Origin of the sequence: Caballeronia sp. S22 (assembly GCF_964261745.1) — a bacterium.
In the GTDB taxonomy this organism is placed as follows: Bacteria; Pseudomonadota; Gammaproteobacteria; order Burkholderiales; family Burkholderiaceae; genus Caballeronia; species Caballeronia jiangsuensis.
On sequence record NZ_OZ180040.1, the window covers coordinates 87,123 to 106,945 of the forward strand.

Sequence of the window (19,823 nt, forward strand, 5' to 3'; positions counted from 1 at the left end):
CGTGGTTTGATCGATCTCATCGCCCTGGCCCTGTCACCCCTCAGGAACGCACGCGACACGATTGTCATGCTTACTATGCCGTGGTCGTTTTTTCAGTACTTGCGCAAGGTCTCACGATCGAATGCGTCGCAAGGCGGCTGTCGTCGGACGCGGCTGATCTTCGCTGCAAGCGCTAGTGAATGCAGGCCGCCAACCTACGCCTGCCGACTGTTGAAACGACGGTTGTGATCTCGACGGGGAACAAAGCTTGCTTTGGTCACAATGTGCCTTTTATCCCCGTGAGCGCGCTGATGAGCAAAGAAACGAAGAACCCATCGTATCCTTTCGCTTCTGGCGGATGGGGATCGCTGAAGTCGGTCGCTACGATCCTGCTGCAAGAGAAAGTGCCGCTGAAAGACAGCGCGATTCTGCTCAGGCAGAACAAGGCTGACGGCTTCATGTGCGTAAGCTGTTCGTGGGCGAAACCCGCCGACCCACACACGTTCGAATTCTGCGAGAGCGGCGCAAAAGCGACTGCCTGGGACACGACTGCCAAGAGAATGACGCCCGAGTTTTTCGAAATGCACACGGTCAAGCAGTTGCTGAACTGGCACGACCACGATCTGAAGAAGCAGGACGACTGACCGCGCCGATGCGATACGACGCAGCTACGGACAAGTATGTCGAAGTCAGCTGGCAGCAGGCGTTCGACGAAATCGCCGATCAGTTGAATTCGCTGGTCCCCGAGACCGTGGTGTTCTACGCGTCCGGGCGCGCGTCGCTCGAAACGGCTTACATGTACCAGCTTTTCGCGCGCATGTACGGCTGCAACAACCTTCCCGACAGCTCGAACATGTGCCATGAGAGCTCGAGCGTCGGCCTCAAGGAATCGATCGGTGTCGGTGTCGGCACCATCACGCTGGAGGACTTCGAGAAGACCGACCTCATGTTCTTCTTCGGCCAGAACGTCGGCACCAACAGTCCGCGCATGCTGCACCAGTTGCAGGACGCTCGCAACCGCGGCGTGCCGATCATCACCTTCAATCCGCTTCGTGAGCCGGGTCTTGTATCGTTCGCCAATCCTCAGTCGCCGGTGCAAATGCTGACGCCGGCTGAAACGCAAATCAGCACCCAATATCATCAGGTCAAGACCGGGGGCGATACGGCTGCGATTCTCGGCATCTGCAAGGCAGTGATCGAGGCCGATGACCGCGCAAAAGCAGAAGGCACACCGCGCATAATCGATGTCACGTTCATCGCGGAGCACACGACCGGATTCGAAGAGTTCGCCGCCTATGCGCGCAAGACCGAATGGAGCGAAATTGAACGGGTGAGCGGCTTAACGCGTTCCTCACTTCTTGAGGCAGCCAACGAGTACATGAAATCGAACGCCGTCATGGCGCACTACGGCATGGGACTCACCCAGCACCGGCTCGGCGTACAGAACGTACGCATGCTCTGCAATCTGCTCTTCTTACGTGGCAATGTCGGCAAGCCGGGCGCGGGGCCTTCGCCCATACGCGGCCACTCCAATGTGCAAGGCCAGCGCACGGTCGGCATCACTGAAAAGCCGGAACTCGCGCCCCTCGATCAGCTCGCGAAGCAGTTCTCGTTCGAGCCGCCGAGAGAGAAAGGCATGAACACCATCGAGGCGTTCGAGGCCATGGTCAAGGGCAAAGTGAAGGCGGTTCTGAACCTTGGCGGAAACCTCGTGCGTTCGGTGCCGGATCGGCTGCAGACGGAGCCCGCGTGGGCGAGCTTGCGCCTGACGGTCAACGTCGCAACCAAGCTCAATCGCAGCCACTTGGTGCATGGCGAAGTCTCGTATGTGTTGCCGTGCCTGAGCCGCATCGAGTTCCATCACACGCCCATGGGGGGTCAGGCGGTTTCGATGGAAGACAGCACGGGTTGCATGCACGGTTCGAAGGGCGTTACCGAACCCGCAAGCGAGAAGGCGCGAGCGGAGCAATTCATCGTGGCGGGCATCGCCAAGGCAACGCTGGGCTCCCGTTCAACGGTCGACTGGGACGCGTGGCGCGACGACTACTCGCTCGTCAGAGACGAGATCGCGGCAACCTATCCGGAGATCTTTCACGACTTCAACCAACGCATGTGGCGGCCCGGCGGTTTCCATCGGCCTTTGCCGGCTTGCGAACGCGTGTGGAAAACAAAGTCCGGTAAAGCCGAATTCATGACGCCCAACTCGCTCGGCGAAGACCCGGACATGCGGGCGAAGACGCCGGACGCATTGCGGCTCATGACCTTGCGCAGCGACAGCCAGTTCAACACGACCATCTACAACCTTGAGGACCGGTTCAGAGGCGTGAAGGGTTCTCGTATGGTCGTCCTGATGAGCGAGGCCGACATCAAGAAGCATCATCTCAAGGAAGGTCAGGAAATTACGTTGCAGACCATTGCGGATGACGGCATCGACCGCCGGCTGTCAGGGCTCAAAGTCAAGACTTACCAAGTACCGGAGGGGTGCATCGGCGGATATTATCCCGAATGCAATATATTGCTGCCGCTTTGGCATTACGCGGAGGAGAGCAAAGTTCCCGGCGCGAAGTCAATCCCTGTTCGTATCATCTCATGAACGACTACCAGCGAAACGAAGCGATCCAGAGCCAATCGATGCCCTCGGAGGCGACATGCACCGCGCTTGGGGGCCATTCCGTCCGCGGACGAGGACCCGCCGCGGTACAGCACATCCGCCAATAGGAGTTTTATGTTTCTTCGTGGCATCGGCACCGCCAATCCTCCGTGGCGCTATACGAAATCGGAATGTCTCGCGGCGTTCGAAGACTCCGACTGGTACTCTCGCCTCGACGCTCGTGCGCACCTCGTCGCTCGTACCGTCTTGCAGCGAGACAACGGCATCGAAGCGCGACGACTTGCACTCGATTCACTCAGTGAAGTATTCAAGATCGACCCAGGCACGCTCGCTCAACGCTTTCTTGATCACGCCCCATTGCTAGCCACGACCGCAGCGACCCGCGCGTTAAGGAACGCGAAAGTCGACCCGGGCGAGATCGATGCCGTCGTCGTAAGTACTTGCACCGGATACCTGTGCCCCGGATTGTCCGGGTACCTCATCGAGCGCGCCGGCCTGCGACCTGACGTGCAAGCCTTCGATTTAGTGGGTCAAGGCTGCGCTGCTGCGCTACCAAACCTTCAGCTCGGCAACGCGCTGCTGCAGTCATCATCCCGCGCGTCCCAGTCTTGCGAAAACGTCCTGTCCGTCTGCGTCGAAGTGAGCAGTGCGGCGATGTATCTCGACAATGACCCCGGCGTGATCATTAGCGCCTGTCTGTTTGGTGACGGCGCTGGCGCCGCCGTCTTGTCGCGTCATCCAAGCACAACGTCGCGAAAGATCGAATGGGTAGGGAGCACATCGCTGATCGACCCCGGCGAACGAAGATCGCTGATGTTCGAGCAGCGCGGAGGTATGTTGCGAAACGTTTTGACGCGCGCCGTTCCGTCGCTTGCCGCCAGATACGCGTGGCAAGTGCTGGAGTCTGCGCTCGAGCGGGCGCACTTGCACAAAGCGGACGTCGCAACGTGGATCATGCACGCCGGCGGACGCGACGTGTTACTCGCGATTCAGAAAGAATTCGATCTGGCGGCGCACGACTTACGCTATAGCGCGGCGATGCTGCGTGAGTACGGCAATATGTCAAGCGCCTTCGTCTATTTTGTATTGCAGGCAGCCTTGGCCGATCAAGCGCCTGCCGGATGGTGGTGGCTGTCCTCATTTGGCGCGGGCTTCAGCTGCCATGGGGCGCTGCTTAAGGTGGAACCCGAATGACGCGCAAGACATCCTGCACCATCACTTGCTGAGCCTTATGACCTTACAGCGAATCGTAGTCGCCGAAACCCTCGATACGCTGGACGCAGGCGACCCGGCGGCGAAACGCTCGCGGCGGGATTTGCAGCGCGTCCACAAAGTCATGGGCACTGCTGCGATCGTCGGCCGCGCGTTTGCTCCGATGGTCAATTGCCGTCGATCTCGAGCGCCGATCAAGATACTCGAACTTGGCGCGGGTGACGGTACGCTCTTACTGCGGGTCGCGCGACAGTTCGGCGTTGCCCTAAACGGCGTTGAATTGACGTCGCTCGACCGTCAAAATCTCATGACCCGCGAGACCATCCAGGCCTATGCACGTCTCGGTTGGAGCGTCCAACTCTCGAAAACGGACGTGAGCGACTGGATCCGTGAAAGCGCCAACGAACAGGGAGCACGCATTGAACGATGGGACATGATTTTCACGACGCTTTTCCTCCACCATTTAGAAGCTGACGAACTCGCTTTGTTGTTCAAGGTGATCGAATCGGCGACGGACCGTTTCTTTGCATGTGAGCCCCGGCGCAGCTTGCCGGCCTTGTTCGGAAGCCACTTAATCGGCGTGCTCGGGGCCAACGCTGTCACGCGCAATGACGCCGTTTTGAGTGTGCATGCGGGATTCCGTGGTCTGGAACTGCACGCGGTCTGGCCAATGCACGGAGCAGAGTGGCAGCTTACGGAGTTCCCCGCAGGGTTCTTCGGCCATTGCTTCAGCGCGGAGCGTGTCGTCGGGAAAGAATCGTGCGAACAACATTTGATGCCGTGATTATTGGGGCGGGCCCAGCCGGCTCAACGGCGGCGATCCTGCTCGCGCTGGCGGGCTGGTCCGTCGCCCTCGTCGAGAAGCAGACTTTCCCCCGTCGAAAAGTCTGCGGTGAATGCGTTTCGCCGCCCACCCTGTCTCTGCTTGCCGCCCTTGGTATCGAACAGCAACTCGACTTGCGCGCGGGCCCGGATTTGCGTCGCGTTGCGCTGATACGAGGCTCTCGCAATGTCGTGGCCGACTTTCCTGAGGCGCGGAATAGCACTTATCCTTGGGGACGAGCAATCGGGCGCGAGACGCTGGATACCGTGTTGGTCGAACAGGCGCGCACGGTCGGGGTTGAGATCCTGCAGCCGTACTCGGCAAGGGAAGTTGTCGGCGGGCCCGGAGCCTGGCGTTGCGGCATTCGACGGCAGGCCGAGTCTTCGATCACCACGTTGTCTACGCCCGTCATGATTGCAGCGCATGGGTCCTGGGAAGCGCTCCCGCTTGCTGGCCCACAGAATCGCAGAGAACAGCGACCCGCGGATCTACTGGCGTTCAAGGCGAACTTCCACGAGGCGCCGCTGGAGCCGGGACTCCTTCCAATCTTCTCGTTCGAAGGGGGTTACGGAGGCATGGTCGACACGGGTGGTGGCGTTACCACCGTTGCGGGCTGTCTTCGCCGTGACCGGCTTGAAGCACTGCGTCGTGAGCAGACCGGGGCAAGTGCCGGCGATTGTTTCGAGGCTATGCTTCGAACAGAATGCGTAGGCGTAAGCGAAGTTCTCGATCAAGCTTTCAGAGAAGGTTCTTGGATCGGTGCCGGACCGATCGATCCGGGCATTCGACTGCGCGCCGACGAGGGCTTGTTTCGCATCGGCAACGCGGCGGGCGAAGCGCATCCCATCGTGGGCGAAGGCATCAGCATGGCGGTGCAATCGGCTTGGCTGCTGTGCATGGAGTTACTTCGCGCGAGAGCATGGCAGGGCGGCCCTGATTGCGACGTGTCATGGCAGCGCATCGCGGCAAGGCGTTACGCACGCGAATGGCGCCATGTGTTCCTCCCGCGCATGAGGCTTGCTTTCGCATTCGCGCACGCATGCATGCGTGCGCGTAGCGGCGCACTTTTTCTGGCGCTCGCTAGCCTCTGGCCTGGTTTATTGTCTGAAGGCGCGCGTTGGGTCGGGAAGACCCGGTGTGCAATCAATCCTGACGCCGTCGCCTTGATCGGAGGAGCGATGCATTCGCAATAGGGCCTGCGCGCACGCCCGTATCGCGATGAAGTACGACTGATCTGCTACTGTGGCACGGTTCCTCTGACGAGCTAACGACGCAGGTCGTAGCGCGTTCACACAACAAAACGTTCGCGAGTTCCTATGAGCACTACTTTCGATTGGTTGAGCACGACGCTAGAAAACGAATACAGTCTGGATCCCGCCTTATTGACGCCTGCGGCGACGTTGGAATCACTCGGCCTGGACTCGCTGGCCCTCGCGGAACTCCTCTTTAAGGTCGAAGATCGGTTTCATATCACCCTCGGGGTCCAATCGGCTTCGCTAACGACGCTTGGTGACGTGGCGCGCGTCATCGACGAGCACGTCGCGAAGCCGCGAGTTGATGACGTCGAGGCAGGGGCGACGTACCCCACATCCCCTTCCTCGCCATGAGGCGTGTAGCGGTCACCGGGCTAGGTGCCATCTGCCCGCTCGGCAGCGATGCGCAACAAGCGTACGACAGCGCCGCTGCCGGCAGGTCGGGCATCCATTGTCTTGATGAGGCGTTGGTGAGTCGCCTAGGCTCCCCGATCGGTGGCATCGCTACATTGTTCGCCGCCGACCATTTTGATCCAGCGAAATCGCGGATGCTCGATCGGGTCAGCCAGTTCGCGCTGGTTGCAAGCCGCGAGGCCATGTCTCGGGCGGCGCTGGAGGTAACTCAGATCGATCATGCGCGCACGGGTGTCTTCATCGGAACAGGTATGGGTGGCGCGCACACCATGGACGAAGGGTACGCGGCGCTCTATGGCGAGCGCTCAGAGCGCGTCAAACCCTTTACCGTGCTCATGGGCATGTACAACGCTCCGGCGGCATGGATCAGCCTTGAATACGGCCTGCGCGGTCCTAGCCTCACTTACTCGTCAGCCTGCTCGTCCTCCACCGTTGCCGTCGGTGAAGCATGGCTGCGGATCTCGCGAGGCGACCTCGACCTGGCGCTTGCGGGCGGCTCGGAAGCGCCGCTCTCATACGGCTCCCTAAAGGCCTGGGAGGCGCTCCACACGCTTGCCGCTGTCGACAAAAGCGACCCTTCGGCTTCATGCAAGCCGTTCTCGAAAGACCGCAGCGGGATGGTGCTTGCGGAAGGTGCAGCGATCCTGGTCCTGGAGGAATGGGAACACGCGATCTCTCGCAACGCGCCGATATACGGTGAAGTGGTGGGATACGGCATCGCGACCGACATCGGACACATCACCCGGCCGAGCGTCGAAGGTCAGGCTGCGGCAATGACGGCAGCGCTCGCTGCAGCGCAACTCGATCCATCGGAGATTGATGCCATCAACGCCCATGGTACCGGAACCCCGGCTAACGACGTGACTGAAACCGCTGCCGTTAAAACGGTGTTTGGCGCTCGGGCATACGACATCGCGATCAGCTCGACCAAGTCTGTCCACGGCCACTTGCTCGGCGCGTCTGGCGCTCTTGAATGCCTGTTATGTTTAATGGGAATGCAGAATCAGACGTTGCTTCCGACGATGCATCTGAGCACGCCCGATCCGGCTTGTGACCTCGACTATGTGCCCAACGCTGCCCGCAAAAGCGCATCGCTACTCACGATGCTGTCAAACTCATTCGCCTTCGGCGGCACGAATGCAGTTCTCGTTCTTCGCGCAGCAGGGTCGGCTAGAATTCTGAGGCGGCTGAAAAGCCCCCTCTGCATCTGAGCTGATAATTCCGGGCACATGGCTGGGTTTATCTAAAAGCATACGACTCGGTCGGGCACGCTCGCCGCTCGCTCGGCAGTTAAAACTTATTGACCAGCGCGCGGACCTTGAAGGGGATACTATAGGGTGTTACCCATCTATCAACGAGTCGCCCATGCCAAGCAAGTATGCATTTAGCATCAGCGTAACGGAACACCTCTCCTCGTTCATCAGATCGGAAGTTGCTACCGGTCGCTACAGTTCGGCGAGCGAAGTCGTCCGTGCGGGGCTGCGGCTCTTGGAGGAGCAGACGTCGCACCGCGCTTCGTCGGGCCGCGGAGCGACTGCGCGATCCAAGCGACCGGCACGGGCGAACGGCAACGCGCGCGCTGGATTGGAGAAAGCATGACAGCAGCGGCGGATTTTCCGATCGTGGGCGTAGGCGCCTCCGCCGGTGGCGTTGAGGCATTGGAAGGGTTTTTCCGCGGCATGCCGGAGAAGCCCGGCCTGGCATGCGTGATCATCACCCATTTGAGCCCCAATCGCGAAAGCATGCTGCCGGAGATTGTGTCGCGCTTCACCGCGATGCCGGTGCACGTCATTACCGATAACACCGTTATCGAAGTCGACACCGTTTATCTTTTACCGACCGACGCGGTCGTAACTGTCGAGGAGCGTACGCTTCACGTCCACGCGCAGGATTCGCACCGGCGAGAGCGCAAACCCATAGATCTCTTTTTCAGCGCACTAGCGGCCGACGTTGGCGAATTGGCCGCCGGGGTAGTGCTGTCCGGTGGCGACTCTGACGGGACACTGGGCATCAAAGCCATCAAGGAGCGCGGCGGACTCACTTTGGCGCAGGCAGCCGACGGGTTTGGTCCTCATCACGCGGACATGCCCGAGAGCGCAATTTCGAGCGGTCTGGTCGACTTCGCCGTCCCCGCGGAGCAGATGGGCGCCAAACTGGCTCGCTTTGCAGCCGGTAGGTTCATGCTGGACAAGCTGGCCGGAAATGCCGATGCGCAAACCGAGAGTGCCGCCTTCAGTGAAGCTCGCAATGCAATCTATACAATCCTGCGTCACCAGGTCGGGCATGACTTCAGCGGCTACAAAGTAAAGACTTTCCTGCGCCGTGTGCAGCGGCGCATGCAAGTCTTAGAAATGGAGACGCCCGAAGCGTATGTCGCACGACTGTCCACGGACGCAGAAGAGGTCACGGCGCTTTTTCGCGACCTCCTGATCAACGTCACCAGCTTCTTTCGCGATGCCGAGGCATTTGAAGCGCTCTCGGACGTCGTCTTGCCTAAACTGTTCGAAGCGCGCGCCGTCGACGACACCATCCGGGTTTGGGTGCCTGGTTGTGCGACCGGCGAGGAAGTCTATTCCATCGCCATGCTCATGCGCGAACACATCGATCGATTCGACCGCCCGCCGCGCGTGCAGATTTTCGCGACCGATATTGACGACGCGGCGCTTGGCGTGGCGCGTTCAGCACGTTATCCGCTACCGTTGCTTGACGGCGTGTCGGCGGAGCGGCGGCAGCGATTCTTCGTTCCTGATGGCAGCAGTTATGTGCTCGCCAAGGAAGTCCGCGATCTGTGCATCTTTTCGCCGCACAGTGTCATTCGTGACCCGCCCTTTTCCCGGATCGACCTCGTCTCCTGCCGCAATCTGCTGATCTACTTCGGCACCGAGATCCAAAGTCAGGTCATCCCGACCTTCCACTACGCGCTTCGCCCGGATGGCTACCTGTTCCTCGGCACGTCGGAAGGCGTCAGCCAGTTCGATGAGCTTTTCGTACCCGTTGAGAAAAAGCACCGGATCTTCCGGCGCCGCGCCGATGTTTCCCCGCAGCTTCGCGTGCCGCTGTCAGTGTCTTCGCTGAAAATCGGTCACATCGCCGGGCTCGCACCTGGTCGTCCCGCGCTGACAGGCGCGGCGTTGCGCCACGTGGTCGACAACCACATGCTGGAGCGGTTCACACCGCCCCATGTGCTCGCTTCGCGTGATGGCGACGTCCTTTACTATTCCGCACGCACGGGCAAATATTTGGAGGCTGCATCTGGTGCGCCGACCCGCCAGCTATTCGCCATGGCGCGAAAAGGCCTGGGGCTCGATCTGCGCTCGGTGTTTCGTGAGGCCGTCGAGTCGGGTCGGCCGGTCACACGCGAAGGGGTGGTGATCGAGGGCGAGGACGGCCGCGTACAAACGATAAGCCTGACCATCGAACCGCTGACCGACCAGACCAACGGCGAGCGCATGTATCTCGTGGTCTTCGACGATCAGGGCCCCGTGCTCTCACGCGAAGAGGCGCTCGTGCGCGCCCAGGCCACGCACGACGGGACGGCCGTGCAGGTCGAAAAGGAGTTGCGCGACACCCGTGAACGCCTTCAGTCGATGATCGAAGAGTACGAGACTGCGCTCGAGGAACTCAAGTCATCGAACGAGGAATTGGTGTCGGTCAACGAGGAAATGCAGTCGTCCAACGAAGAGCTGGAGGCGTCGAAGGAAGAACTGGTGTCGCTCAACGAAGAGTTGCACACGGTCAATCTCGAGTTGGGCCGCAAGATCGAGGCGCTCGATCGCTCGAACAGCGATCTGCAGAACCTGTTCGAGAGCACGTCGGTTGCGACCGTCTTTCTCGACCGTAACCTGGTAATCCGTTCGTTCACGCCGGCCATGGACGGCATTTTCCACATTCGTACCATCGATCGAGGCCGACCGATCACGGAGCTCGTAAGCCGGCTGGAATTGCACGGACTGGAGGCAGATATCGAGGCCGTGCTCAATACGGACAAGCCGCGGGAACGTCATGTGTGCAGCAGGGACAAGCTGACGCATTTCCTGGTGCGCCTTGCACCGTATCGTAACGGCGAGCGAAAATCCGACGGTGTCGTGATCGCCTTCGTCGACGTGACCGGGATGATCCACGCCGAAGAGCGGCAAAACGTGTTGATCGCCGAGTTGCAGCACCGCACGCGCAATCTGCTCACTGTGATTCAGTCGATCGCGCAGCAGACGCTCGCGCAGGACGTCGCACTCGAAACCTTCAACAGCCGCCTGGGCGCGCTTGGTCGGCTGCAAGGTCTCATCGGTGAAGCGGACGGTAATTTGATCAACCTTGGCGACATCGTGAAGCTGGAGTTCGACGCACTCGGCGTCGCCGGTAGTGACCGGATCGTCCTGGGGGGCCCTGTAGTGCCGCTTGGTTTTCGTAATGTACAAACAATCGCGCTGGTCCTACACGAACTGACGACTAACGCGGTGAAGTACGGTGCGCTGCAGGATGAAGCGGCCCGACTGGAGGTCCGCTGGAACGTCGAGCCTAAAGGGCACGATGCCGCTTCGCTCGTCATCAACTGGATCGAAACCGGTGTATCGGTTTCACCAGACAGCTCGAAGATTGGTTTCGGGCGACAGTTGATCGAGAGAGCATTGCGATTTACGCTGCGCGCGCGCACGGAACTGGCTTTTCTTCGGGATGGCGTTTCGTGTCACATCGAAATACCGTTACCGTCGGCGAGCTCGCATGATGTTTAAAAGGCAAACATGAACGAACGGGCGAAAATACTGGATGGTCGAAGAATACTGGTCGTCGAGGATGACTATCTGGTTGCGCTCGCACTTTCGACTGTACTGGAAGAGGCCGGAGCTCACGTCGTCGGGCCGGTTGCTAGCGCGGAGGAAGCGGTCGCGCTGCTCGAGGAGGGTCGCGAACGGGTTGATGCCGCGGTCCTGGACGTGGATCTGAACGGCGAAACGTCGTATCCGGTGGCTGATGCGCTCGCGTCGAGGGACATTCGGTTCGTCTTTGCGACGGGCTATGGCATCGATGCCGTGGCCGAAGGCTATCGACACTACCCGCGTTGCCAGAAGCCGTTCGACCACCGTGCGATCTTCAAAGCACTGAAAGGCTAAAGCGCATGAATCACCGATACAAACCGCACTACTAGCTACATCGCTCCGAGGCTCGGCGAGGGATCTTGACTCGAACGCCTGATTCGGCTCAATTGATCATAGGGCTCTTCGCCACTCGCTGGGGACAAGGCCAAGTATTTTGGTGGATCGGCCTCGAGAGGACTGCCCCCAGCCCAAAGAAATCCAGCAAGGGCGACTCCACCCCAATCTTGTTGGTCCGCTGACATCCGGCATCCGGGCCAAACTGGCATCAGCGAAGACACACTCGTTTATGCCGCCAACCTGCATGCGCTCATCGTAGGCATGCCCCCCATCGGCGGGAAAACCTTCCATGACCCGTCGCTGTGTCGGAAGAAAACAATTGCCAGCTTCCTCCCGCCGCCGACGCGTACATAGCGGTTTCGATCGGCGGATGTACGATCGCACTTGATCACGTGCACCGTTCCCAGCGCACAGTGCCCAAACCACTTGTCGACCAGGCGCCGCAACGAATTCTCACCGTTTTGCATCTCGCTCTCCCTGAAACGTCACAACGCCTGTCAGGCGCCGAGTCAACCGGAAAACCCGCCTGGCCAAGGTCTCGGCCTTTCCCTTCTTGCTTCAGATTGAAGTCTAGGAAGCTTCGTTCTTTGCCGCCCCTCTCATCGCGGGAGGGGCAAATAGGGAAAACACCCGATGCCATCCCTCAAGCACTGCGGCGGGCAGTTGGTCGCTCCATCGTTGCCGAAGCGGTGGTCGTAAATCCGCGTGAGCGTGTTCCCGAATGATCCGTGTTTGGTTCCATAAACCCGATTCTGTTGATGGTCCATCGAAAGTCCGCTGTCCTCGGTCGAGCCGACGTTCCAATGTTTGCTCAACTGCGTAGCGTTTCGGCCGTAGATGGCCGGACTGTGCCAATGAACGCCCCGCGCTCGGTCTCGGATGTTCGCGCCCTGAGGCCTGCGCCGGTCCGTTGGCTCGCGTGAAAGATCAAAGGCTTTCTGTTAGCTTGTTAGCTAGCAAAAGAACGGCATCAGGAAAACCCGTGCCCCTCTAAAGAGCGGACCGTTTAAGGCCGTAAGGCATGCGTGTCTGTTCGGCGCTTGGTCGGGCGGATCGCTTTTGGCAGCAGGGATCGCATACGGTGCATTGTGGATGCCGCCTATTGGCAGTTTGGTCATTCCTGAGCCGGCCGACCAGCTCGTGCCGCTCGCGTTTATAGTCGTCGGCGGATTTTGGTGGCCGCCGGCCAGCAATTAGCCAAGGTCGCGAGACGGGCGGGCAAGGCTGAAGCTGCCACGCGGCGTGGACGTTCCACGAACGTTAGTGCCTCTAAGATGTCAAAGCAAAATTGAAATGTCGTACCGCCGGCTAAATACAGATGTCGTGTTTTTGATGTGTGATTGGCTCTGTTTTCAACGGTTTGAAAGCACGTAGTGCTGAAGGACGGCCTTGATCGGACCGGGGCGTTTCATACTGTTCAGCGAGTGCGAACAGACCGTCGGCCAGGTGTTGAAGGCGTCTTAGACTGCTGCGCGACCTGCATGATTGCTTGATCCAGATCGGCTCGGGTGAATGCGCGCGACTTCTTCGTGCTTGTGAGTGCGCACCGCAGCACCTCGGTTTGTGCGAGACAGCGAGCCTGAGATCCGACGGTTATCGCGCTGCGCCTGTAACGCTTGCGCGACCTGCAACGCATGACCGAGACGCTTGTTCTCGATGATCGCGCCTTGGTCGATGTCTGCGAGCTTGTCGTACGGCACAGCATGCAGCACGCTGCCGTCAGCGCGGATTTCGAGGCGCCCATCTGGGTATTCCCACACGTCGATGTAGCGGCCGATCAGCCTGCGGTTCGCTGCCGTGTCATCGAGCAGCCAGAGTACGCGATCGTTCAGCAACGTCAGCGCATCCGATACCTTGCGCTGTACCCGCCAAGTCAAAACCGCGTCGAGATTCTCGTCATCGCGCAGCGGCCGGTGGGCGTTGTACGCGCTTCTTGGCGGCTTTGCGAAGCGGGCGTTATAGGCCGCCATGAAAACGCAGGCAAACGGGTTTGCAGCTGCAATGGTGCTGATATCACGCAGGCGCAGCTCCTTCACCAGGCGATCCTGCAGCGTCAGATGAGCCCGTTCGACGCGTCCCTTGGCGGGGCTGCTGTTGGCGCAAAAAGTGTCGATGTTTAGCTCGTACATTGCACGACCAAACTGGGTGACGCCTTTGCCCGCGGTCTCCTCGCGCTTGTGGACGTAGAACACGCTCGCGCGGTCGCTATAGAATGCCACCGGCTTGCCGTGGCGTTCGAGATACGCGCGCGTGGCCTCGAAATAACTGAAAGTCGATTCGAATGCGCCGTACGCATCGATGACGAGGATGCCTTCATCGCCGAGCTGAACGCGTTGATTCGAGAGAAATTTGCGGAGGCCGCGCCCTCGCCGCTCCAGCTCACCACGGACCTCCATGAGTCAACCGACGCCGCTCGGCTGAGCGCTTCGCGCGTGAATTTTAGCTTCGGTGGATCATAGCAAGATACAAATGTCGTGTTTTGCGACCACTGGCAAGCTGGCGACTGACTGCACCACTGCAGGAGCCGTCCATGAAGCCAGCAACGTTGGTGACATTGAACATGCGCGAACTCGACCGTCTGAAGGTAATCCAAGCCGTGGTGGATATGGGACTCAAACCCGGTCGAGCCGCGGAGCGTCTCGGCCTGACGGTACGCCAAGTCGAGCGGCTGGTGTGGCGATATCGCGAGTCGGGCGCGGCGGGCCTTACGTCACGCAAACGCAACAAGCCGGGCAATCGGAAGCTTGACGAAGGCTTGGCCTTACGTGCGCTGACCCTTATTCGCGAGCGCTACTTGGATTTCGGACCGACGCTGGCGTGCGAGAAACTGCGTGAATGCCATGGCCTCGTGCTGTCGAAGGAAACCGTGCGGCACCTGATGACGGATGCCGGCCTTTGGGTGCCGCGCAAGCAACGTCCGCCGAAGGTCTACCAGCCGCGTGCCCGACGAGCCTCGGTCGGCGCGAAGTGCAAGTGCATCAACCGGCTCCGTCGCGTCGTCGACAAAGACCAGCAGTGTGCACGCGGGCCCCCGGTCTTCAAACCAGTAATGATCGCTGCCGTCGATTTGTACGAGCTCACCGAAACCTATCATGCGCTGTCGTCTCGAAATGATTCGCTCGGTGGTCGCTCACCTATCGAAGCCGTGACGCCAGGCAACTTCGATCAACTTGTCGAGGTTGTGCTGAGCGTGGTCGGTATCCACGGTGAGGAACGAGTTTGATTTTGTCGATGCCAAGCCGCGTCATTGCGGCGGGAGAACTGCTCCAACACATTAGCCGAATCGAATACGCCGCCACGCCGCTCTATTTTGGTACAAGCTCTGCGAATCGATACGACGACCCGCAGGGTGGCTATGGGGTTCTGTACCTGGGCTTCGACGTCCTCAGCAGCGCCGATGGGCCAACTCGGCTCGGTCGTCCGCGCTGCGTTCGTCGCGCGCGGCACGCCGCCGCTGCGTTCGGCCGCACGCTCCAAGGCGCTGAAGCCTCTCATCGAAGGCGTGGATGTCATGCACGGCGATCTGCGCGATCCTGGGGCGGTGGATCGTCTGCTCGAAGGCGTGGAAGTGTTGATCCACTTCGCCGGCACGTGGGTCGAGCGTCCGCTGCCCGAGATCAGCCGAAACAATCTGCGCGGCCTCGCCGTGCAATCGGAAAACGCGTTTCGAACATTCGAACATTAAAGGGCGTCTCTCATACACCGGTCTGAACAACAAACTACCACTCGACTTAAATTTGGGCTTTTTTGAAGTGACGGCCATCGCACATAGCGGGGTATCTCTGGAAACCCGAGTCGAGATAAACTCGCGCGGACTGGGTGAGGACGACACGTGCCGCCAAGATAAAGACAGAACAGAGTCACAACCGGGGAACAGTATGAACCAGTTTCGAGGGAAATACGCCGAACGGCGCGAGCCGACCATGGGGGCTGCAAGGGAGGCGACGATGCCACGGAACACCGGCCGGTCCATCAGCCGTGCCGAGGTCGCTTATGAGCGGAGGCAGGAAGCAAACCTCGAGCATCGGCGCGACAGCTTCACGGATCAATTCAAGGCAGCCCTGTGGGTCCTAGTCTGGCTCGGCATGGTGTGGGGGTGTCAGCAAGCAGCCTCGACGCTGCAGCCCCGCAGCCCTGACGGCTTCATGTACTTCTTTGCGGCCCTGGGAACCGCCTGGATGCTTCTCATTACCTTCTGGCGCACCGGTTGGCGTCTGGTTTGGTGGTTTATCGGCCTTGTTATCGTTCTCGCAGTCATCAAAGGCGCGGTCCTGATCGTCTTTACCCTTTGATTACACGGACTTGCCATGCACTCAGCGCCACGACTGCCTGGATATGCGAAAGCTCTTTTATTCTAAGTTCGCTGGCGTTCATATACATTCGACAACAAGCTATGGTTATTTAATTTGATCACGGCTTATTTTGAGCGGTTGTTCTCTCAAGCTGCGAAGAACGCGGTCGCGCCACGCCGCGGCGACGCTGCCCCCGCTCTCCCCGACCTCGATCGATCCGGGGCGCCGTTCGAGCGGGTTCGATTCAAGTGGACGACTGCCGCCAAGAGCGCTTGCCCAAGAAGAGCGAAGCGCGGCAGGAGCCCGAAAACAACCTCCCCACCGTCGCCATGAGTTCCTTTGTTCCTCAGAGCGTGGATCGTCCCGTCGCGACCGGCACGTCGGTATCATCGATCCAACTGGCAGCGAGTTCGCATGCGGCTCGGGCAGCGGCGAACACCACTTCGCCTCTCTTCATCGTAACTTCGACGTTCGCGCCGCGCACTCGCGGCTTCTTCGCGTCGCAGACCGGAATCGCCCATCACCAGAATCGCCGCGCGTACGGCGCGCCAATGCCGGTTTGGGACTCGCGTCACTGCACGCCGCGGCCTTGCGCGCCCCGCTTCGGTCGACCGCGCATCGAGTTCGTTGCGCAGTTTTCGCCACCACCGAGTAGGCTTTCTCTGCGGTGAGCTTTTCCGGGCAACGTCGGGTGAGCAGCGCCGCGCGTCAGTCATCATCGCCCTCCTCGTGGCTGCCTGCCGACGGGGGCAGCTGCCGTCGCGGCAGGCCGAGTCTGGCGAGCGCCGCGTTTGCCTGGGCGATAAAGACATCGGGCCGGCTCGCGCAGAGGAATTGGAAGGCCACCCGTGCCTCGGGCAGCAGGTCGGCAGGCCGCGCGTTGTCTTCGGCCATGACCGGCGGACGATCGTCGCTGTTGTCGTGATCCAGCACTGCGCCATACATCACGCGCTGCACCAGCGCCACGGCGCCCTCGTCGGCGATGAAGTCGATCACCGGTAGAAAGCGCGCGTCCCGATAGAGCGCAACTCCATAGATCTCGGCCAGCGCAATGATCACCGCCAGTTCGAGGCGGGACGGTTTGATCGGCCGCAGCGGCACCGCGGAGCCCTGCGCGGTGAGCCGCGCGGCGGCAGCGCGCCGCTTTAGCGTGATCGCTTCGTCGAGCCGCAGCACCACGCGCGCGACTGCGGCGGTCGGCGCCTCGGCGGCCCACCGCTCAAAGCCGTTTGTCCCGTCGTTTTTCTCGTGATCCGGCGGAAAGGCGTGTGCCACGGCCCGCTCCCCTCGTTGGTAAATGCGAAAAGGCCAGTTCTACCCCTGAGCGCTTCCCGATAGCGCATTTCGGGCTTCCTAATCATTGTGAATTTTGGAGGAGTGGTATCCTCGGACTCAATGTAAGCGCTGCAACGCGAGCAACATTTCTTTATTGGAGAAACCTTAAGTTGATGCCGCGCGTCAAACAAGATGAGAGCAGCGCGTCGATCAGGATGAGAGTACTGGCGTTGCGGCAGCGGTGGAGGGCGTAGCCCGGAACCGCTGCCGCAACGCCGCGCCGAGGAGTTCACCCCGCTACCGGGGTGCCTTGTCGGTGGTCGCGGTAAATCGGGTATGAACAGCTCTTCCATGTAGCGAAGGGAGGCTGAGTTGCCCGGCCGACACATCAACGACCATCAGATGAGGCTCTACATGAAGTACAGACTCAAGGAAGGACCAGCTCAAGCGGCTGCGCGCGCCGGGTTCAGCGCCGCCACGGGGTATCGCATCGATCAGGACCGGCGACTGCCATCGCAGAAGAAGGCGCCACGTGCGCGTCGCCGTCCCGATCCCCTGGCGGCAATCTTTGACACCGACATCGTGCCGCTGCTCCAGTCCGCTCCCGGCATCCGGCCTATAGCCGTACTGGACGAGATGCTTCGGCGCCATCCCGACCTCCCGGGCAACGTGCGCCGCACACTGGAGCGCCGTATTCGCGACTGGCGCGCACTCCATGGCGAGGAGCATGACGTTATGTTCCGTCAGGTTCACGAACCCGGTCGTCTCGGGTTGTCCGACTTCACAGAGATGGACAGCCTGGGCGTCACCGTGGCGGGTGTCGCGCTTGACCACCGCCTCTATCACTTTCGGCTGGCCTGCTCGGGCTTTGAGCACGCTCACGTCATTCTCGGCGGCGAGAGCTATGTCGCGCTGGCTGAAGGGCTGCAGAATGCCATCTGGGCACTCGGGGGCGCGCCGCGCGAGCACCGCAGCGACAGCCTGTCGGCGGCGTTCCGCAATCTCGATGCCGACGCGCGCAAGGATCTGACCACGCGTTACGATGCACTGTGCGCCCACTACGGCATGCAGCCCACACGCAACAACCGTGGCGTTGCCCACGAGAACGGCTCCATCGAGAGCCCTCATGGCCACCTCAAGAGCGCAGTGCGTGATGCGTTGCTTCTGCGCGGCAGTCGCGACTTCGACAATCTCGGTTTCTATCGCTGCTTCATCGACGAGATCGTCGGTCGCATCAACGCGCGTAATGGCAAACGCATTGAGGCCGAGCGGGCACTGCTTCAGCCGCTTCCGGCCCAGCGTACGTGTGACTACGAGGAAACGCGCGTATACGTCACGACCACCTGCGGCTTCGTCCTGCGCAAGGTGTTCTATACCGTCCCGTCCCGGCTGATCGGCCATCACCTGCGCGTGCGCCTGTACGACGACCGGCTGGAGCTGTTTCTGGGCAGTACGGCCCTGATGACACTACAGCGCGGCCGTGCGGGTCCCAATGGCAAGCACGGCCACGTCATCAACTACCGGCACATCATCCACGCGCTGCGCCGCAAGCCCATGGCGCTGCTCAACCTGGTCTATCGCGATCAGGTCTTTCCGCGCGAGGCGTATCGACTGACCTTCGATCGCCTGCTCGAGCAGCTCCCGGAGCGTCAGGCATGCAGGACCACGGTTGAACTGCTCAGCCTGGCCCACGAGCACAACTGCGAAGCGCAACTGGCCCAGGCGCTGCAGCAGTGCCTGGACGATGGACAGTTACCCGACCTGGACGCACTGCGTTCGCGTTTCGAAGCGAAGCGCACGAACAGCATGCCGGAGGTGAACGTCCAGCTAGCACCGCTGAGCGACTACGAAGCCCTGCTTGACGACATGGCAACGGAGGTGACGGCATGAGTCTCGACATCGACGCCACCCGCCTGTCGCTGCTGCTCAACGATTTGCGGCTGCCCGCCATCAAGCAGATCTGGTCCAGCTTTGCCGAGCGCTCCGACACGGAAGGCTGGCCGGCAGCGCGCCTGCTGATGGCGCTGGCCGAACACGAGATCGCCGAGCGCGATCGACGCCGAGTCGAACGTCACCTCAGGGACGCCAAGCTGCTGCCGGGCAAGACACTGGAGAACTTCGATTTCGACGCGGTGCCGATGGTATCCCGCGCGCACGTCTCGGCGCTTTGCGCGGGCGATGGCTGGTTGCGTAACGGCACCAACCTGATTCTTCTGGGGCCGAGTGGGGGTGGCAAATCCCACCTGTCGTCGGCCATTGGACTGAGCCTGCTGGAGAAGGGCTGGAAGGTCCTCTTCGCTCGCACTACCGACCTCGTGCAGCGGTTGCAGCTCGCGCGCCGCGAGCTCGCGCTGGAGTCAGCCATCAACCGGCTGGATCGCTTCGACCTGGTCATCCTGGACGATTTCGCATATGTCAGCAAGGATCAGGCAGAGACGTCGGTGCTGTTCGAGCTCATCAGCGCTAGGTATGAGCGCCGTTCTCTTTGCATAACAGCAAATCAACCATTCGGCGAATGGGACAAGGTCTTCCCCGACCGGGCCATGACGGTGGCCGCCGTCGACCGGCTGGTACATCACTCGACCATCTTTGAGCTGAATGTCGAAAGCTACCGTCGCCGTACTGCCCTGCAGCGCAAGCAGCAGGGACCGGGACGCCCGGCCAGTAGAGCGACCCCAAAGAACGTTGGCGTGCCACCGACACAGGAGGATCAGCACGGCATCGACCTCACCGAATGACCCACTGTTCTCATCCTGATTGACGCGCGGCTCGTAGGCAAAGCTAGCCGGCGTCAATCAACTCCGGCATCATCTT

At 60.6% G+C, this 19,823-nt stretch carries 13 protein-coding genes and 5 pseudogenes; 15 read left to right on the top strand and 3 right to left on the bottom strand.

The features are described 5' to 3' along the window. Positions 1-290: 290 nt before the first annotated feature. From ACEN42_RS38680 to ACEN42_RS38720, 9 genes and pseudogenes are all read left to right on the top strand, one after another. Positions 291-2,572 (top strand): annotated as a pseudogene (locus tag ACEN42_RS38680) (FdhF/YdeP family oxidoreductase). A gap of 132 nt (positions 2,573-2,704) precedes the next feature. Then, a complete protein-coding gene (locus ACEN42_RS38685; protein ID WP_371884380.1) occupies positions 2,705-3,784 on the top strand; it encodes a type III polyketide synthase in 1,080 nt (359 codons plus the stop codon). A gap of 37 nt (positions 3,785-3,821) precedes the next feature. Next, positions 3,822-4,586 (top strand): hypothetical protein, encoded by a 765-nt coding sequence (locus ACEN42_RS38690; RefSeq protein WP_371884381.1) that lies wholly within the window; start codon positions 3,822-3,824, stop codon positions 4,584-4,586. Then, positions 4,562-5,818 carry an NAD(P)/FAD-dependent oxidoreductase gene (locus tag ACEN42_RS38695; protein WP_371884382.1) on the top strand — a complete coding sequence of 419 codons (1,257 nt, stop codon included), beginning with the start codon at positions 4,562-4,564 and terminating at the stop codon, positions 5,816-5,818. Before ACEN42_RS38690 ends, ACEN42_RS38695 begins: the two co-directional genes overlap by 25 nt. Positions 5,819-5,941: 123 nt before the next feature. Beyond that, positions 5,942-6,232, top strand: coding sequence for an acyl carrier protein (locus tag ACEN42_RS38700; RefSeq protein ID WP_371884383.1), 291 nt, complete (start codon positions 5,942-5,944; stop codon positions 6,230-6,232). Further along, positions 6,229-7,503 (top strand): beta-ketoacyl synthase, encoded by a 1,275-nt coding sequence (locus ACEN42_RS38705; RefSeq protein ID WP_371884384.1) that lies wholly within the window; start codon positions 6,229-6,231, stop codon positions 7,501-7,503. The genes ACEN42_RS38700 and ACEN42_RS38705 overlap by 4 nt, the downstream gene beginning before the upstream one ends. A gap of 154 nt (positions 7,504-7,657) precedes the next feature. Then, the gene (locus ACEN42_RS38710; protein ID WP_371884385.1) at positions 7,658-7,891 is read left to right on the top strand and encodes a type II toxin-antitoxin system ParD family antitoxin; all 234 of its coding nucleotides are present in this window, start codon (positions 7,658-7,660) and stop codon (positions 7,889-7,891) included. Then, positions 7,888-11,022 (top strand): CheR family methyltransferase, encoded by a 3,135-nt coding sequence (locus tag ACEN42_RS38715; protein WP_371884386.1) that lies wholly within the window; start codon positions 7,888-7,890, stop codon positions 11,020-11,022. Before ACEN42_RS38710 ends, ACEN42_RS38715 begins: the two co-directional genes overlap by 4 nt. 9 nt (positions 11,023-11,031) lie before the next feature. Next, entirely contained in the window at positions 11,032-11,400 is a 369-nt protein-coding gene (locus ACEN42_RS38720) for a response regulator (protein ID WP_371884387.1), read from the top strand. A 1,459-nt stretch (positions 11,401-12,859) separates the two neighbouring features. Here ACEN42_RS38720 and ACEN42_RS38725 read toward each other — a convergent pair. After that, positions 12,860-13,733 (bottom strand): annotated as a pseudogene (locus tag ACEN42_RS38725) (ISNCY family transposase); the annotation flags it as partial. 239 nt (positions 13,734-13,972) lie between these two features. Here ACEN42_RS38725 and ACEN42_RS38730 point away from each other — a divergent pair. After that, positions 13,973-14,404, top strand: a pseudogene (locus ACEN42_RS38730) (helix-turn-helix domain-containing protein); the annotation flags it as partial. Here the strand turns inward: ACEN42_RS38730 and ACEN42_RS38735 are convergent. Then, positions 14,395-14,545: pseudogene (locus ACEN42_RS38735) on the bottom strand (ISNCY family transposase); the annotation flags it as partial. The pseudogenes ACEN42_RS38730 and ACEN42_RS38735 overlap by 10 nt on opposite strands. On the opposite strand from ACEN42_RS38735, the gene ACEN42_RS38740 reads away from it, so the two are divergent. From ACEN42_RS38740 to ACEN42_RS38750, 3 genes and pseudogenes are all read left to right on the top strand, one after another. After that, positions 14,492-14,665 (top strand): hypothetical protein, encoded by a 174-nt coding sequence (locus ACEN42_RS38740; RefSeq protein WP_371884388.1) that lies wholly within the window; start codon positions 14,492-14,494, stop codon positions 14,663-14,665. The pseudogene ACEN42_RS38735 and the gene ACEN42_RS38740 overlap by 54 nt on opposite strands. A gap of 174 nt (positions 14,666-14,839) precedes the next feature. Beyond that, positions 14,840-15,112 (top strand): annotated as a pseudogene (locus ACEN42_RS38745) (NAD(P)-dependent oxidoreductase); the annotation flags it as partial. Between the two features lie 208 nt (positions 15,113-15,320). Beyond that, positions 15,321-15,734 (top strand): hypothetical protein, encoded by a 414-nt coding sequence (locus tag ACEN42_RS38750; RefSeq protein ID WP_371884389.1) that lies wholly within the window; start codon positions 15,321-15,323, stop codon positions 15,732-15,734. 708 nt (positions 15,735-16,442) lie between these two features. On the opposite strand, the gene ACEN42_RS38755 is transcribed toward ACEN42_RS38750, so the two are convergent. After that, a complete protein-coding gene (locus ACEN42_RS38755) occupies positions 16,443-17,009 on the bottom strand; it encodes a hypothetical protein (RefSeq protein ID WP_371884390.1) in 567 nt (188 codons plus the stop codon). 402 nt (positions 17,010-17,411) lie between these two features. Between ACEN42_RS38755 and istA the strand changes: the two genes are divergently transcribed. Then, complete coding sequence (gene istA, locus ACEN42_RS38760; RefSeq protein ID WP_371880031.1) at positions 17,412-18,899, top strand: IS21 family transposase; 1,488 nt, start codon at positions 17,412-17,414, stop codon at positions 18,897-18,899. Then, positions 18,896-19,747: an IS21-like element helper ATPase IstB gene (istB, locus tag ACEN42_RS38765; RefSeq protein ID WP_371880030.1), complete on the top strand. Its 852-nt coding sequence runs from the start codon at positions 18,896-18,898 to the stop codon at positions 19,745-19,747. The genes istA and istB overlap by 4 nt, the downstream gene beginning before the upstream one ends. Positions 19,748-19,823 lie beyond the last annotated feature (76 nt).